Consider the following 13,842-nt stretch of genomic DNA (forward strand, 5'->3'; position numbering starts at 1 on the left):
TCAGGGCGTGGCGTTGGGGAGGGCATCACCGCCCAGCGCCGCGTACAACTGCACGCGGGCACTGAGCAGGGCGCGTCGGACCTGCACGCGCTGCTGCTCGGCGTTGAGCAGCTCGCGCTGGGCGTCGAGCACTTCCAGGAAGGTGGCGGCGCCAAAGTCGTAGCGCCGCTGCGCCAGCCGCGCCCGCTCGCTCTGCGCCGCCAGATTGCTCTCCTGGATGCGCAGTTGCTCGGCCTGCCAGCGCCCGGCGGCGAGGGCGTCGGCGACATCACGGAAGGCGCTCTGCACCGCGCCCTCGTACTGCGCCACCGCGATCTCGCGACGCACCTCGGCGAGATCGAGCCCGGCGCGGCGCCGGCCGCCGTCGAAGATCGGCAGCGACAGGCTGGGCAGAAAGCTCCAGGCGCCGCTGCCGGCATCGAACAGGCCGGCAAGTTCGGCGCTGGCGCTGCCGTAGCTGCCGGTGAGAGTGATGCGCGGAAAGAACGCCGCGCGGGCGGCGCCGATATTGGCCTGCGCGGCGCGCAGGGCGTGCTCGGCGGCGATCAGATCGGGGCGCCGGTTGAGCAGCTCCGAAGGCAGGCCGGCGCGTGGCGCCGGCACCGGCTCGCTGTCGTCGCCGGATGGCAACGGCGCGCTCAGATCGGTGTCGCTGCCGAGCAGGCGCACCAGGGCATGCGCCTGCTGCGCGCGCGCCTGCGCCAGTTGCGCGCCCAGGCCCTGCGCCTGCGCCAGCAGGCTCTGCACCTGGGTCAGCTCCAGCTTGCTGGTGGCACCGACTTCATTGCGGCGGCGGAAGATGCGCAGCGACTCCTCGCGGCTGGCGATGCTGCGCTGGGCCAGCACCAGCCGCTCGTCCAGCTCGCGCAGGCCCAGGTAGGCATACGCCACCTGGGCGATCAGCGACAGCCGCACCGCCTGCCGGGCCGATTCGCTGGCGAGCAGGTTTTCCCGCGCGGCGGTTTCCAGACTGGCGATGCGGCCCCAGAAGTCCAGCTCCCAGGTGCTGCTGACCAGCCCGACCTGGTACTGGCTGGCGGTCACCGGCCGGCCGCTGACATTGAGATCGCCCGGCACCCGCGCGCGGCTGTCCTGCGCAGCCATTCCGATCACCGGATAGCGCTCGGCGCCTTGCAGGCCCAGGGCGGCGCGCGCCTCCTCCACCCGCAGCGCGGCGACGCGCAGATCGCGGTTGTTGGCGAGCGCCTCGGCGATCAGCGCGCGCAGGCGCGGGTCGGCGAAGTAGGACTGCCAGCGCGGATCGGGCGTCGCGGTCTCGTCCGCGACTGCCGTTGCATCGGCCGGATACTGCGCCGCCACTGGCAGCGCCGGTGCGGTATACGGCGGCGCCAGCGAGGCACAGCCGGCGAGCAGCAGCGCGCCCAAGCCCGACCACCGGCGGACACGGCGTCCGGCAGTGCCGGCATCAAACTCGGTGGTGGTCATCGGAGCGGGCGGTAGCGCTGAAGGAAGGAGCGGGACAGCCTCCGCAGCGGGCGGAGACGCTGGTCACTTTCCTCCCGCCATGCCTGTCTGGCGTTGACCCAGGTCAGCGCCGCGACAGGGCCTCGGGGCGGGTTCACCAGCCTGCGAAGCCCAGGTGCGTCGCCGCCAGGTCGCTCTCCGTGGCTGGAATGAAGCGGGCCATCCAGCGCAGGTAGAATGCCCGCCGGCCCCGATGCGGTGCAGGTCAACATGTCGCTGTTCTCGCGCTGGTTTCGCAAAGCGCCTTCGCTTTCATCCGTTTCGCCCTCCGCGCCTGCCGTGGCGCCCTCAAAAAATGCCGATCCGGCGCTCGCGAAGCCGAACGCTGCCCAGCGCGCGCTGGCGGCGTTTGCCGAGGAGAAGGCCTTGCAGTCGGCCATTGATGCCCGGGACTTCCCGGCAGTGGCCCGGCTGGTAGTGGCCGGGTCATCGACCCGGATTCGCCAGGCGGCGGCCCAGGCCGTCGAAGATCCCGACCTGCTGCGGCAGCTCATCCGCGAGGTTCGCGGCGGCAATGACAAGAACGTCTACAAGATCCTGAGTTCCAAGCGCGAGGCTCTGCTCGAGCAGGCCCGCCAGCAGGAGTTGTCGCGGGCCGAGATCAGCGCGGCCTCGGAGGCGATCGAGCGCCACAGTCGGCAGCCGTACGAAGTCGCGTTTGGCCCGAGGCTGACCCAATTGGAGACGCGCTGGGAAGCCGTGGCGGCTCAGGCGGATGCCGAGTTGCAGGGCCGGGTCCAGCAATGGATCGCGCGCGCTCGGGAAACCATCGCCGAGCAGGCGCGCCAGGTGGCGGCCGAGGCCGCGCGTGCGCAGGCAGCCGCCGAGGCGGTGGCCGAGGCCAGGCGACAGCGGGAACAGGAGGCGCAGGCATCGGCGTCGGCGGCGGCCGAGCAAGCACGGCTGTTCGAGGATCAGACGCGCGCCCTCGCCGAACAGCAGCAGGCCGAGCAGCAGGCGCTACGCGAGATCGCAGAACTGATCCGCAAGGCACGCGCGGCGTTGAGCGACGGCGGCAGTGCCCGCGCTGCCAGTCTGCGACGGACCATCGAGGAGAAGCGGGCGGGAGCTCCGCCGCTGCCGGACAACCTGGCCAGCCAGTTGCAGCAGCTCGACAAGCAACTCGACGAGCTGAAGGACTGGAAGAGCTTCTCCGTGACGCCGAAGCGCGCCGAGCTGATCGAGGCGATGGAAGCGCTCATTGACGCGCCGCTAGAACCGCTGACCCTCGCCGACAGGATCAAGAACCTGCAGGACGAGTGGCGCACCCTGGGCAAGGGCGCCGGCGAGAGCGCCGACGCGGATTGGCAGCGCTTCCACGAAGCCGCTCAAAAAGCCTACCAGCCGTGCCGTGAGTACTTCGCGGCGCAGGCACTGGTCCGCGAGGAGAATCTGCGGCGTCGCGAAACCTTGCTCGCCGAGTTGACCGCGTTCGAGGCGGAAGCCGACTGGGAACGACCGGACTGGCAGGCCGTGATCAAGACCCTGCGTGAGACCAAGCAGGCCTGGCGCAACTGCTCGCCCGTGGACCCGCAGGCCGCCAAGCCGCAGCAGGCGCGATTCACCGCCCTCGTCGCGCGGCTGCAGGATCGGCTGGACGCCGAGTACGCCCGCAACCAGAAGCAGAAGGAGGCGCTGATCGAGCGCGCCCAGGCCCTGCTCGCGAGCGACGACGGGCGCAAGGCCATCGACGGAATCAAGGCGCTGCAACAGCAGTGGCGGACCGTGGGCCTGGTGCCGCGCGAGGTCGATCAACGCCTCTGGAGCGAATTCCGCCAGCACTGCGATGCCGTGTTCCAGAAGCGCGATCAGGAGTTCGCCGCCTACACCGCCGGACTCGAGGACAACAAGGCGCAGGCCATTGCCCTGTGCGAGCAACTGGAGCAGATCGCCGCGCTCGAAGGAGCCGAATTGCTGGCGCAGGCCGGGACGCTGGGCGAGATGCGGAACGCCTTCGAGGCGCTGGGCGAATTTCCGCGTGCCGATACCCGCGAGCTTCGCGGCCGTTTCGAACGAGGGCTGGAGCGCTGCCGGGAATCCGTGGCCCGTCAGCACGCGCGTGAGGCCGAGCGCGCCTGGAACGATCTGTTTGAAGCCGCCAACCAGATCCGTGCCTACCGGCTCGCCGGGGCGCGCGCCGTGGATAGCGAACAGGTCGACGCTTTGAAGAAAGCGGCCGAAACCTTCATGGCCTCCGTGCAACGTTGGCCCAGAGACGGCCTCGACGCGCTCCAGCAGGCACTCGCGGGCGAGCGCTCTGCTGACCCGTCGGCGAACGAGGCGGCCGCGCGGCTGCTCTGCATCCGCGCCGAAATACTGGCCGACCTGCCGACGCCGCCGGAGGACCAGGCCTTGCGTCGCGACTATCAGTTGCAACGACTGGTGCAGGGCATGGGTCAGCGTCTCGAGGCGGACGAGTCGCGACTGGACACGCTGGCAATCGAGTGGCTGCGCCTCGGCCCCGTCGACGAGTCGGTCTACGCGCCGCTACTGCAACGATTCCGGCGCTGTCGCGAACAGAGCCGCTCTCACGGTATTGGTCGCCTCTGACGGATCCGGGGCTTTGGCACGAAATGCCGACGCACACCGGAACCGAAGCACTGACTCCATTCTGGTCGCTTTCGGGGAGTTTCCGTCGGGTGCCTTTCAGCCGAGGCTGTGTGAAAACGTGATAGCGGATCGCTGATCCGCTGAGCTATGAAGACGTGGTTGAATTCTGCATCTCCAGCCAGCAGGCGCCTCTGTAGCTTGCGGCTACGCACGCGTGATCTGTGGATTTCCGATCCAAGTGCGCCAGTCCGACTTGTTTTCACACAGTCTCAGCCCAGAGCGGACGGTCGCTTGGACTCTTTGAGTCAAATGACGAATCGAACGCTGAGTGCAACTGGATCGGATGATCGCAAAGCCTACGCTCCAGGGCGGTTGGAAACCGCCCGCTTGGCCGGTCAACTTCCCGGGTATAGATTTGTCCCAATCCACAGATGGGACTGCGGCATATAACAGGGCCACGGCATTGAATGCCAAGCACGGGGATTTGCGAGACGAACAAGTCTTGACGATGGCTACGCACGAACAACTGTTGAGCACAGGAATGTGGTGGGATCCTCCGTGGTGGGATGACTCAGCGCTTGCGGTAAACGCTGGTTCGAACATTGAGGAGGTGCGCGAACTTATCGAGGTTCTCAAGAGATATTTCGACTCGGACTGGACGCGCAAAGCCGCACAAGACGGTCGTGCAAACGCAATCATTCGATTCCTTTGGAACGGCACCGGAATTTGGCCCTTGCAGGATCTACTGCGTCTGGCTCACGTAATGCGCAGACTCGATAACGCTGAAGGCCTAGGAAAGAAGCTCTCTGATCTCGTTGGCCACAAGTCTCATTCGACTTTTTTTGAGTTCTGCATTGCTAGTCGACTTGCTGAACCCGGTTGCTCCGTTGAGTTCCTACCCGAGTCAAATGACGCCAGGACGCCCGATCTCCGAGTGAGAGAAGGCACCTACAGTTTCGATGTCGAGTGCAAAAACCTGGAACGTGACCAGTGGGAACTTTGGGTCCAGAGGTTACAAGCCGATGTGATTCGCCCGATCGGCGTCGGGTCTGGTTGGAACGGCATCGAAGTCAATGTCGAACTGAGCTCTCGGCTTTCAGATCTCCATTTCATAGACAAGAAAGGAGACGATGGGCTCTCAAGTGCTATTCGTGACGAAATCGCCGCCCGTATCGAAAACCAGATTTCCGAAGTAGACATCAGCAAGCTGCCCCACGAGGTCAGCATGCCTGGGGTCGCTAGGATACGTGTACAAGAAAGAGTTGCCGACGGTGTTGGCGGTAGCGTCGGAGGCATCGAGATTTCGCCTGTCGCCAAGCTCAGGAAGATCATTGTGAATGGCGTACTTCCAGCCCTCGGCCAACTGGCCGCATCCGAATGCGGAATCGTAGCCGTGCGTTCAGAGCATCTACCGGACGCGCTGCTGTTCGAGATAGCTATGGATGCTCTAGCGAAGGCCAAGCCGGACGCCATGAGTCGAATTGCTGGCGTTGCTCTTTTCTCCCCAATCCAGCCTGAAATATTCTGGACCAGCAAGACCAAAGAGGCCGCCGCTGATTTCATGGCGTACTTCGGCAAGAACAACGCGCGTTTATCTAGTTAACACCCGATCCTTCGGGTTGATCACAAATTGAAACGTTCGCTCGGGTGCTCAACTGCATGGCGATGCGAGCGCCGTCGGCGGGTTCATCGAGTGCCCGGTGCCTGCTCAGGACGGATGTGCTTGAACGCATCGCTGCATATGCGCCGCGTAGGCCAGGTCGTCTTTGCTGACACCCGGACGTGCTGGCGTAAGGTTGCGGCTCCTTTCCAGGCAGGAGCCCAGGGCATCGGGCCGTCAATTAAGGCACCGGCACGGCGTCGTATGCTGCCTGCATCGCAAACCCACCTGCGGAGCACTTCCATGCCAGCACGCCCTGCCCCGAGTCAGCGCCCGGCCGGCGCGCAGCGATGATCCGCGAGGTATTGCGCATGGGCGATCCGCGCCTCTTGGGCGTCGCCGAACCGGTAACCGCCTTCGACACGCCGGAGCTGCACGCGCTGCTCGCTGACCTGCTCGAAACCATGGCCGCGCTCAACGGTGCCGGGCTCGCCGCCCCGCAGATCGGCGTGCCGCTGCGCGTGGTGGTTTTCGGCGTCGGCCGCAACCCACGCTATCCCGACGCCGAGGCGGTGCCCTACACGGTGCTCTGCAATCCGGTGCTGACACCACTCTCCGACGAGCAGGAGGAAGGCTGGGAAGCTTGCTTGAGCGTGCCCGGCCTGCGCGGTCTGGTGCCGCGCTATTCACGGCTGCGCTACGAGGGCTACACCGAACGCGGCGAGCCCTTGCGCCGCGAGGTGAGCGGCTTTCACGCGCGGGTGGTGCAGCACGAGTGCGACCACCTCGACGGCATCCTGTATCCGCAGCGGATTCGTGACCTGCGGCAGTTCGGTTTCAGCGAGGTGCTGTTCCCCGGACTCGCCGCTGGCGACGACTGAATGCCAGCCTGCCCGCGCCGACACGAGCGGGCCGTTGGCCGGTGCAAACTTTCAGGCGCGAAAGCTGACTGCCAGTTCATCGTCAGCACGATTCTTGATGCGATTCCCGAGGCCGACCTCGTCCTCGTTGCGCGCCTGCCATGAACCTCGCTACCGAGAAGCAAAACCGCATGCATCACACGCGGAAATCCACACTCGCCATGCAACAATGCATGGGCATCCTTTGTGAACCTTTGAACGCCGCGAGGCGCTGCGCATCCATGTCGCTGAAGACCACCCTGCGAGTCTCTTTCCTGGCCTCGCTGTTTGCCCTGCCGCTCTCCGTCCACGCCAAGGATCTGCTCCGCATCTACGAGCTGGCCAGCAAGAACGACGCGAACCTGCGCGCCGCCGCCTTTGCCCGCGATGCCGCGCTGGAAGCCGCGCCGCAGGCCAAGGCCCTGCTGCTGCCGCAGATCGCCGCCGGCTACGACTACGTGGTCAACGACTCCGAGATCGAGATAACCTACACCGAGCCGACCACCGGCACCGCGATCCCCTACTCGCGCAAGAACGACGGCAGCGACAAGAGCCTGAGCATCACGCTCAAGCAGCCCTTGTTCGACCTCGAAAGCTGGAACCGCCTCAAGCAGGCCAACGAGCAGGTCGCGCTCGCCGAGCTGAGCTACAAGACCGCGCAGCAGGCGCTGCTGCTCAAGGTCGCCGAGGCCTACTTCGGCGTGCTCGGCGCCCGAGATCTGCTGCGCTCGGCGCGCACCGAGAAGCAGGCTTTAAGCCAGCAACTGGAGCTCGCCAAGCAGAATCTGGAAGTGGGCATCTCCAGCGTCACCGACACCGAGGAAGTGCAGGCGCGCTACGACCTGAGTGTCGCCAGCGCGCTGGAGGCCGAGCAGGCGCTCGCCGCCGCCACCGAGGCGCTGGAAGAACTCAGCCGCGAGCCGCTGCTGAATCTCGAAGAGCGCGCGGTGCAGGTGGTGCCGCTCAGCGAGGCCGCCAAGCAGCCGCTGGCGGCGCTGCGCGAAGACCTGCCGCTGCCCAGCCCCAAGCCGGCCAGCGCCCAGGCCTGGGTGACGCAGGGCCTGCTCGGCAATCTCGACGTGCTCGCCGCCAAGCTCAACTTCAATGTCGCCAGCTACGCGGTGAAAGCCGCCCAGTCGCGTCACCTGCCGACGCTTTCCGGCAGCGTCAATTACGCCGACAGCACCAGCGAGTCCGGCACCCTGCCCTACACCCTGTCCGGCCCTTCCTACGGCCTGCGCCTGAGCCTGCCGCTGTTCGCCGGCGGCGCCACCCAGTCCGGCGTACGTCAGGCGGTGGCGACCCGCGAGCAGAAGCTGGCGGAAGTCGACGCCGCCCGCCGGCTGGCCGAGCGGCAGTTGCGCAGCACCTATCAGGGTGTGGTCACCGGCAGCGCCAAGGTGAAGGCCCTGAAGGCCGCCGCCACCTCCAGCGGCAGCGCCCTGGTGGCAGTGGAGACCGGCCTGGAGATCGGCACCCGCACCGCCATCGACGTGCTCAATTCCCGCCAGCAGCGCTACGCCGCCGAGCGCAACTACGCGCAGTCGCGCTACGACTACCTGCTGTCGCTGCTGCGCCTCAAGGCGCTGTCCGGGCAGCTGGTGCTGCGCGATCTGAAGGAAGTGGACGGCCTGCTGGTCGGCGACTGAGCCACCGGCGCGCTAGACCCCGCTCAAGCCGAGACGGCTGGTAGGTTGTGCATCCAACTGCGTTCCTGCACCCGCTCGCATAGGCGCCAGCCCTGGGCGGTCCGTCGCAGGCGGTCCTGATACCAGAGACCGACGAACAGCACCTGGTCCGGCCCGGCTTCCGGGCCGGAGATCATCATCACCTGCGCCGCCGAGCGCGCTCGCGCCTGATCGTCTCCATCGAACTCGATCAGCGTGGTGGAGACCGTGTGCTGGGTGCCACGCAGGCCGGCGGTGGCGGCGGCGAGATAGGCCGCCATCGCCTTCGCGTCCGCGCGCGGGCCGCCGAACGCCGTGTAGTCGAGATTCGCGTCCTCGGAGAAGAGCTGCTCGAACACAGGCCAGTCGCGGCGATCCAGCGCATGGCAGTAGCGCACCAGCAGATCCTGGATTTCGAAACGGTCCATCAGTTGTTGCTTCATTGGCAAGTTCTCCTTCGCTTGGCCTGCTCCACCAGCAGCACCGGCCGTACCGCATCTCTTCCCTCCCCTGCGTAGCGGGGGAGGGCCAGGGTGGGGGCGTTGTGCCCGGAGGGAAGCCCTCGCCACCAGCAACCGCCCCCATCCCAGCCTTCCCCCGCTACGCGGGGGAAGGAGCAAAGCCACCGGCCCTGAGCTGCGTGCTCCACCCTTTGCTCTCCGGGCAGTGCTGACAATGGCGGTGTTCGTCGGTAGCGACCTCCCACGAACGAAGGAGCCCGATCTTGTGCGGGGCTTGGTCGAGGCAGTACAACATCCTCGGGAACTAGCAGTTAAGAAACTCAGGGATTTACCAAAAGGGGAATACAGCATGCGCAAAACCACGGCGCTGCTCATCTGTGGCCTCGCCTGCACCGCCCAGGCCGATGACCGGCTGGCGACCTTGTTCACGGCACGCGTCGACTTTGGCCAGGGGCCTCTGCTGGACGGCATGGCGCTGTCGCTGAACACCGTGCAGTACCAGCGCGACGACAACCGCTTTCAGCCGCTCGCCGGCTACGGCTATCGCCGCAGCACCGGGGTCTATCCCAGCCTGTTGGGCCTGCCGCTGATGGCGGCGGCGGAACCGGCGCAGACCGCGACCGGAGACAAAGGCTCCAATGGCCGCTGGTGGATCGTCGGTGGCGGCCTCGCCGCCGGCGCGGCCTTGGCGCTGTCACTGGGCTCGGGCGGAAAGGACGAGACGCCACAAGGTTGCCAGCAGACCGACATCAGCCTCGTGCCTGTCGTGATTGACCGCGACAACACGCCCTGCAACTGAGTCACTGCCACAGACACCAAAGCGCCGCTTTAATTACCGTATATACGAATATAAGATACCCGCGTGGACTTCAGCTTTGATCCCGCGAAGAGCGCGAGGAACCTAGCCGAGCGCGGCCTCCGGTTCGAAGCGGCGGCGGACTTCGATTGGTCCCGTGCCCTGGTCGTTGAAGACCTGCGCAAGGACTACGGAGAACGGCGGTTTCAGGCGCTGGGATACATCGGCGAGCGCCTGCACATGCTGGTGTTCACACCGCGCGAGGGCCGGCTGCATGTCATCAGCCTTCGCAAAGCCAACCAACGCGAGGTACGCGGGTATGCATCGCAAACCCAAACCCGAGAAGGCTAACGAAGAGAACCCTAGCTGGACCGCCAGCACGTTCGCGCGGGCGCGGCCGGCGCGCGAGGTGCTGCCTGAACTCGTCGGCGCGGTAGCGGCAAAGAAGATGCTCAAGCCACGCGGCCGGCCGAAGTCGGGGAGCGCACGCATCCCCATCTCCATCAGCCTGCCGCCGGAAACGCTGGCACGCTGGAAAGCCACCGGACCCGGCTGGCAGTCGCGGATGGCGGCGGTGCTGGAAAAGACCTCGTAGGCCCGCTTCTAGATCGTCGCGCCGCTCTACTCCGCCAGGCGCTTCTTCATGAACTCGATCAGCGCATCGAAGCGCCCTTCGCTGGCGCGTTCCTTGGTGAGGCCGACGGTCATTTCCACCTGCTCGCCGATGCACACCAGGCCGACGCAGGCGCTGCCGCGGATCGGGATGCCGAGCAGGCTGGTGGGCGTGAAGCCGGGCGCCAGCAGCGGGCGCGGGTCGAACTTGCCGAGGTTGGACAGCGCCACCGTTTCCATCGGCTTGCGCTTGAGATAGTTCTTGGGCGTGCGGCCCATCATCTTGTCCAGCCAGGCGAGCGGAAAGATCTTGAAGATGCCGAGGATGCGCGGGTAGTACGCCTCCATCTTGCGGTCGAGCATCTCCTTCAGCCGCAGGCGGAACTGCTCGGCGCCCTCGCCCTTCCTGATCGGCACCAGCAGCATGTTGGCGAAGTTGGCGGTGCTGAGCAGGCCGGGCGCGTGCCGGCGCATGTCCACCGGAATACCGATCAGCGCCGGCAGCTCGGTCTTCTGCTGCATGAACTCGGCAATGGCCTCGGCGACGCGCGCCATCTGGTTCTTCAGCGGCTTGCCGAGCTGCACGCGGCGCCAGACATCGCCCACCTCCGGCCCGCTGGGCGCGCCGGTCACGGAGTCGGTCTTGATGTGGCGCGAGGTGGACTCGCTGACGCCGGTGCTGAGCATCAGCTCGACATCGGCGAAGCTGCCGTTGGTGCCGAGCAGCGGCTCGCCGCGCAGGGCGCGGAACATCTCCTGGTAGAAATGCACGCTGCCCATGCCGTCCATCACCGCGTGATGGCTGCGCAGCACCAGGGTGGTGCGGTTGTCGGGACGCGGGATCACCACCAGCTCCACCGTCGGGCCGGCGCGCAGATCGAGCTTGGTGGCGTAGAGCACCTCGACGCCACGGTCGGAGTGCGCGTCCCACTCGCAGTTCTCGATCAGGCGCAGGCCGGGCATCGGGCCGTCGCTGTCCCAGCGCGCCCACCAGCAGTCGCCGTGCAGGCGCAGGCGGGCACCGGGGTTGGCGGCGGCGGCGGCGTCCAGCGCGGCGCGCCACTGCTCCATGCTGAGCTGGCCCTCGCCTTCCAGCACAATTCCATTCTCGCGTGGGATCTCGACCGTCTGGCCACTGATGCCGACGCTAGCGTGGTAGTACTCGATCACCGACAGCTTGCGGGTGAAGCGGCTCACCGGCGCGAGCGGCGGCAGCGGCTTGGTTTTAAACAGAGCGAAGGGCATCGACGATCTCCAGTCTTGAGGCCCTGACCGCCGGCAGCACTCCACCGAGCACGCCCATCAGGACCGAGAACAACAGCACTTCCACGACGATGCCCGGCGTCAGGATCAGCCGGAACACCACCTCGGAAAAGGTCTGCACGTTGGTGGTGGAAATCTCGACGCGCTGCATGAAGGCGGCAGCGATCAGGCCGAACACGCCGGCCACCAGGCCGAGCAGCATCGCCTCCTGCAGGAAGGCCATCACGATGTTGCCGCGCCGAAAGCCCAAGGCCCGCAGCGTGCCGATCTCGCGGGTGCGGTTGGCCACGCTCGCGTACATGGTGATCATCGCGCCGATGATCGCGCCCAGCGAGAAGATGATGGTGATGGTCTGGCCGAGGATGCTGATGAAGTTGGCGAGGTTCTCCGACTGGTCGGCGTAGAACTGCACCTCGCGCTTGGTGTCGAGCTTGAGCTGCGGCTGGCGTTGCAGGGCCTCGTCGAACAGCGCATAGCTGCCGGCGTCGCGCAGGCCCACCACCAGCGAGGAATAGGCCTGGCGGCGGAAGGCCTGCATCATCTGCTCGCTGTCGCCCCAGATCTCGGAGTCGAAGCCGCTGCCGCCAGCATCGAAGACGCCGACCACGGTCCATTCACGCAGGCCGAAGCTCAGCCGGTCGCCGATCTTCAGGCCGACCTTGCCGCGCGCCATCGCCGAGCCGACCACCACTTCCGAAGAACCCGGACGGAACAGGCTGCCGGCGGTGATCTTCACCTGCGGGCGCATCTCGATGCCGACCGGCGTGGTGCCGCGCACCACGACGTTGGCGAGGCCCTTGCCGTCCTTGCGCGGCATGTTGACCAGCACCAGCACCTCGCGGGTGATGCGCGCCTGGCCGCCGGCGCCGCTGGCGAGCCCGGGCAGCGACTCCACCATGTTGGCCTGCTCGCGGGTGATGGTGCTCTGCACCTCGGTCTGCGAGCCCTGGCGGATGATGACCAGGTTGTTGTACGAGCCGGTGCCACCCAGGGTCTGGCGCAGGCCCTCGGCCATCATCAGCACGGTGGCGAACACGAACACCACCAGCGCCATGCCGGCAGCGGTGAGCAGGGTGGTGAGCTTGCGGGCGATGAGGTTGCGCGCCACGTAGGCGAGCGACAGCCCGCTGCCGAGCGGCGCGCTCATGGTGCGGCCTCCGATCCGTAGCGACCTGCCACGGGTGCGCGCTGTCGGGCGTTGGTGACACTCGCCTTACCGGCGATCCCGCTGCGCGGGTCCCTCGCCGGGTGGCTCATGTCACCGCCTCCGAACCCGCGCGCATCGGCTGCGGAGGCGCGGTGTCGGCCGTTGGTGACACTCGCCTTGCCGGCGATCCCGCTGCGCGGGTCCCTCGCCGGGTGGCTCATGTCACCGCCCTCAGCCCATCGACGATGCGTATCCGGCGGCTGTTGAGCGCCGGGGCCAGCGCCGCGCAGAGGCCGATCAGCACCGCCGAGCCGAGTTGCAGCAGCACCGTCTCCGGCCGCACCTCGAACACCACGAACAGATCGCGGGTGGCACGGAAGAACGAGGCCGCCGCCGGAAAGGTGAGCAGGATGCCGAGCAGCCCACCGGCCAGCGACAGCGCCAGCGACTCGCCGAAGATCAGCAGCGACACGAAGCCGTCGGAAAAGCCCAGGGCCTTGAGCGTGGCGTACTCGCGCATGCGTTCGCGCGCCGCCATCGCCATGGTGTTGGCCATCACCGCCATGATGATCAGCACCACCACGTAGGCGACGGTCTGGATCGCCAGCAGGATGGTATCGACCATGGCGATGAAGCCGAGCTGGAAGGCCTTCTGGGTCTCGGTGCGGGTTTCCGCCAGCGAGTTCTTGAAGCTGCTGTCGATGGCCGCCGACACCGCCGCCGCCTGCGCCGGGTCGCGGATGTCGACGATGAACACGCCGACCTTGTCGGCCAGCGAGGGCAGCAGCGCCTTGATGGTTTCGTTGACGTAGTGCCAGTGCATCAAAAACTGGTTCTCGTCGGTCTTGTCGTCGGCGCCCTGGTAGATGCCACGGATGGTGAAGCTCCAGTTGCCGGGGTAGATGGTGCCGCGCAGCGGCACCTGGTCGCCGACCTTCCAGCCGTATTTCTTCGCCAGCTTGCGGCCGACGATGGCGCCGCGACGGTCGCGCTTGAAGTCGGCCAGCTCGGCCGGCGCGACGCGGAATTCCGGGTAGAGGTCGAAGTAGCTCTGGGCGTCCACCGCGAACTGCGCGAAGAAGTTCTTCTCGTCGATGTAGATGCCGCCGAACCAGTTGGCGAAGGTGACGCTGCGCACCCCCGGCACCTTGCGGATGCGCTCGGAGTAGGTCGCCGGCAGCGGGAAGCTCAGCGAAGCCTCGCTGCGGGTGATCAGCCGGCCGGAGGAACCCAGCTCGGCGCCCGCGTACCAGGAGTCCACCACCGTGCGCAGCAGTCCGAAGCTGACGATGGCGATGGCGATGCCGGCCAGCGTCAGACCGGTGCGCAGGCGGTGGCGCAGCATGTTCTTGCGCGCCAGCT

At 66.7% G+C, this 13,842-nt stretch carries 12 protein-coding genes; 7 read left to right on the forward strand and 5 right to left on the reverse strand.

The window, feature by feature from the left end; translation table 11 throughout:
• On the reverse strand, window positions 1–1,446 hold the full coding sequence (locus tag ED208_RS03540) for an efflux transporter outer membrane subunit (protein WP_123210462.1): 1,446 nt from the start codon (window positions 1,444–1,446) through the stop codon (window positions 1–3).
• 216 nt (window positions 1,447–1,662) lie between these two features.
• Here ED208_RS03540 and ED208_RS03545 point away from each other — a divergent pair, with 216 nt between their 5' ends.
• From ED208_RS03545 to ED208_RS03560, 4 genes are all read left to right on the forward strand, one after another.
• Window positions 1,663–4,035, forward strand: coding sequence for a DUF349 domain-containing protein (locus ED208_RS03545; protein WP_123210463.1), 2,373 nt, complete (start codon window positions 1,663–1,665; stop codon window positions 4,033–4,035).
• Between the two features lie 463 nt (window positions 4,036–4,498).
• Window positions 4,499–5,638, forward strand: coding sequence for a hypothetical protein (locus ED208_RS16975; RefSeq protein WP_148044673.1), 1,140 nt, complete (start codon window positions 4,499–4,501; stop codon window positions 5,636–5,638).
• A gap of 347 nt (window positions 5,639–5,985) precedes the next feature.
• Window positions 5,986–6,516, forward strand: coding sequence for a peptide deformylase (gene def, locus ED208_RS03555; RefSeq protein WP_123210465.1), 531 nt, complete (start codon window positions 5,986–5,988; stop codon window positions 6,514–6,516).
• Window positions 6,517–6,776: 260 nt separating this feature from the next.
• Window positions 6,777–8,183: a TolC family outer membrane protein gene (locus tag ED208_RS03560; protein ID WP_158608412.1), complete on the forward strand. Its 1,407-nt coding sequence runs from the start codon at window positions 6,777–6,779 to the stop codon at window positions 8,181–8,183.
• A 23-nt stretch (window positions 8,184–8,206) separates the two neighbouring features.
• On the opposite strand, the gene ED208_RS03565 is transcribed toward ED208_RS03560, so the two are convergent.
• Window positions 8,207–8,644: a nuclear transport factor 2 family protein gene (locus tag ED208_RS03565; RefSeq protein WP_123210467.1), complete on the reverse strand. Its 438-nt coding sequence runs from the start codon at window positions 8,642–8,644 to the stop codon at window positions 8,207–8,209.
• A gap of 367 nt (window positions 8,645–9,011) precedes the next feature.
• Between ED208_RS03565 and ED208_RS03570 the strand changes: the two genes are divergently transcribed.
• From ED208_RS03570 to ED208_RS03580, 3 genes are all read left to right on the forward strand, one after another.
• Window positions 9,012–9,461, forward strand: coding sequence for a hypothetical protein (locus ED208_RS03570; RefSeq protein WP_123210468.1), 450 nt, complete (start codon window positions 9,012–9,014; stop codon window positions 9,459–9,461).
• A 63-nt stretch (window positions 9,462–9,524) separates the two neighbouring features.
• Entirely contained in the window at window positions 9,525–9,809 is a 285-nt protein-coding gene (locus tag ED208_RS03575) for a BrnT family toxin (RefSeq protein ID WP_123210469.1), read from the forward strand.
• Window positions 9,778–10,053: a BrnA antitoxin family protein gene (locus ED208_RS03580; RefSeq protein ID WP_123210470.1), complete on the forward strand. Its 276-nt coding sequence runs from the start codon at window positions 9,778–9,780 to the stop codon at window positions 10,051–10,053. Before ED208_RS03575 ends, ED208_RS03580 begins: the two co-directional genes overlap by 32 nt.
• A gap of 26 nt (window positions 10,054–10,079) precedes the next feature.
• Here ED208_RS03580 and ED208_RS03585 read toward each other — a convergent pair whose 3' ends face one another.
• The 3 genes from ED208_RS03585 to ED208_RS03595 form a co-directional block, all read right to left on the reverse strand.
• A complete protein-coding gene (locus tag ED208_RS03585; RefSeq protein ID WP_123210471.1) occupies window positions 10,080–11,315 on the reverse strand; it encodes a hypothetical protein in 1,236 nt (411 codons plus the stop codon).
• Window positions 11,296–12,480: an ABC transporter permease gene (locus tag ED208_RS03590; RefSeq protein WP_123210472.1), complete on the reverse strand. Its 1,185-nt coding sequence runs from the start codon at window positions 12,478–12,480 to the stop codon at window positions 11,296–11,298. The genes ED208_RS03585 and ED208_RS03590 overlap by 20 nt, the downstream gene beginning before the upstream one ends.
• Before the next feature lie 217 nt (window positions 12,481–12,697).
• Complete coding sequence (locus tag ED208_RS03595) at window positions 12,698–13,825, reverse strand: ABC transporter permease (protein ID WP_123210697.1); 1,128 nt, start codon at window positions 13,823–13,825, stop codon at window positions 12,698–12,700.
• Window positions 13,826–13,842: the final 17 nt, after the last annotated feature.

The organism is Stagnimonas aquatica (assembly GCF_003730135.1).
GTDB lineage: Bacteria > Pseudomonadota > Gammaproteobacteria > Nevskiales > Nevskiaceae > Stagnimonas > Stagnimonas aquatica.

Bases quoted from the DNA above. Each gene is read 5' to 3' on its own strand.
- ED208_RS03540 (WP_123210462.1), bottom strand. From the start codon at position 1,446: ATGACCACCACCGAGTTTGATGCCGGCACTGCCGGACGCCGTGTCCGC.
- ED208_RS03545 (WP_123210463.1), top strand. From the start codon at position 1,663: ATGCCCGCCGGCCCCGATGCGGTGCAGGTCAACATGTCGCTGTTCTCG.
- def (WP_123210465.1), top strand. From the start codon at position 5,986: ATGATCCGCGAGGTATTGCGCATGGGCGATCCGCGCCTCTTGGGCGTC.
- ED208_RS03560 (WP_158608412.1), top strand. From the start codon at position 6,777: ATGTCGCTGAAGACCACCCTGCGAGTCTCTTTCCTGGCCTCGCTGTTT.
- ED208_RS03565 (WP_123210467.1), bottom strand. From the start codon at position 8,644: ATGAAGCAACAACTGATGGACCGTTTCGAAATCCAGGATCTGCTGGTG.
- ED208_RS03570 (WP_123210468.1), top strand. From the start codon at position 9,012: ATGCGCAAAACCACGGCGCTGCTCATCTGTGGCCTCGCCTGCACCGCC.
- ED208_RS03580 (WP_123210470.1), top strand. From the start codon at position 9,778: ATGCATCGCAAACCCAAACCCGAGAAGGCTAACGAAGAGAACCCTAGC.
- ED208_RS03585 (WP_123210471.1), bottom strand. From the start codon at position 11,315: ATGCCCTTCGCTCTGTTTAAAACCAAGCCGCTGCCGCCGCTCGCGCCG.
- ED208_RS03590 (WP_123210472.1), bottom strand. From the start codon at position 12,480: ATGAGCGCGCCGCTCGGCAGCGGGCTGTCGCTCGCCTACGTGGCGCGC.
- ED208_RS03595 (WP_123210697.1), bottom strand. From the start codon at position 13,825: ATGCTGCGCCACCGCCTGCGCACCGGTCTGACGCTGGCCGGCATCGCC.